We start from the raw sequence: 1,672 nt of genomic DNA on the forward strand, positions 1-1,672 counted from the left end.
ACATAGGTGACGAGCATGAGAGCGAAGATGAGAGCGCCATAGAACGGCCAGATGGTCCGCATCACCGTGCTCACCGAGACCCCACCGATGGCACAGCCCACGAACTGCGTCGTACCGACCGGAGGCGTGTTCAGCCCCAGCGCGCAATTGATCAACATCACCATGCCGAACTGGATCTCCCCCATGCCGTACTTCTGGCAGATCGGCAAGAAGATCGGCGTGCACACCAGGATCGTCGCCGCCATGTCCAGGAACGTGCCCAGGATGAACAAGATGATGTTCACCATCAGGAAGATCACCCACGGCGTGCTCGTCATCGCCGACAACGCCTTGCCCGTCAGGTCCGGCACCTCATACAGACTGATGATGTAGCCGAAGGCCGCCGAGATCCCGATCAGCAACAGCACCACCCCGGTGGTTTTGACCGCCTTGCTCGCTGCCTTCAGGAACTGCTCCCACTTCAGCGAGCGGTACACCACCGCACACAGCACCAGCGCATACAGCACCGCCACCGCCGCCGACTCCGTCGCCGTGAACACCCCCGACAAGATCCCGCCCAGGATCAGCACCACCACGAACATCCCCGGGATCGACGCCGCAAAGCTGCGCGCCACGATCGACCAGCCCGGGAACGTGCCCGCTGGGTAACCCCGCTTCACCGCCACCAAGTAAGCGGCAGCCAGGTTGCACACCGTCAACAACAGCGCCGGCATCAAGCCCGCCACGATCAGCTTCGCGATCGACACCTTGCCGCCCGCCGCCAGCGTGTAGATGATCATGTTGTGGCTCGTCGGCATCAGCGCCCCCACCAGCGCCGCATGCGTCGTCACATTGACCGCGTAGTCCGCGTCATAGCCCTCGCGCTTCATCATCGGGATCATCACCGCGCCCATCGCCGACACGTCCGCTACCGGCGAGCCCGAGACCCCGCCGAACAGCGTGCAGGCCACCACATTGCTCATGCCCAGGCCACCGCGCACATGGCCCACCAGGCTCTTGGCGAAGTCCACGATCTTGTCGGCAATGCCGCCATAGAGCATCAGCTCGCCGGCGAAGATGAAGAACGGAATGGCCAGGAACGAGAACGCGTTCATGCCCGAGGTCATCTGCTGGAAGATCACCGCCATCGGCAGGCCTTCGTACAGGATCGTCGCCAGCGCCGACAGGCCAATGGAGAACGCCACCGGCACGCCCAGGATCAGCAGGCCGAAGAAGGTGACGCACAGAATGGTCAGTGCCATGCCTTCTCCACCTCAATGCCTTTGAGCAGCGCAACGATGTGCTCAATGGAGAACAGAACGATCAACGCGCCGGCTGCGATCAGCGGCACGTAGCGGAAGGATTCGGAGACCCCCAGCGTGGGGATCTTGTAGCCGCTCACCGACTCGAGCATCAGCGAGCACTGCCAGGCCATCAGCGCACCGAACACCAGCGTGAGCAGGTGGATGAGGATGGCGATGGGCAGCACGAAGCGCTCAGGCAACAGCGGCCCGAGCAGCTCCATGCCGATGTGGCCGGCATCGCGCACGCCGACCGCGCAGCCGAGCATGGTGACGTACAGCACCAGCAGCAAGGCCAGGCTCTCGGCCCAGGTGGGGGTGTTGTTCAGCACGTAGCGGCCGAACACCTGCCACAGCACCGCCAGCAGCAGCAGCACCAGGCCGGCCACGCC

Annotated in this window: 2 protein-coding genes; both read right to left on the minus strand. The window is 63.8% G+C overall.

The annotated features are described in order from the left end of the window. Nucleotides 1–1,241: TRAP transporter large permease (locus AC1DYS_RS32190; protein ID WP_477906162.1), on the minus strand; the 1,241-nt coding region annotated here is incomplete at its 3' end. Beyond that, nucleotides 1,232–1,672, minus strand: a 441-nt coding sequence (locus AC1DYS_RS32195; protein ID WP_477906164.1) for a TRAP transporter small permease, incomplete at its 5' end; no start/stop codon positions are given. The genes AC1DYS_RS32195 and AC1DYS_RS32190, both read right to left, overlap by 10 nt.

Source organism: Rhizobacter sp. P2_G4, from assembly GCF_056403575.1.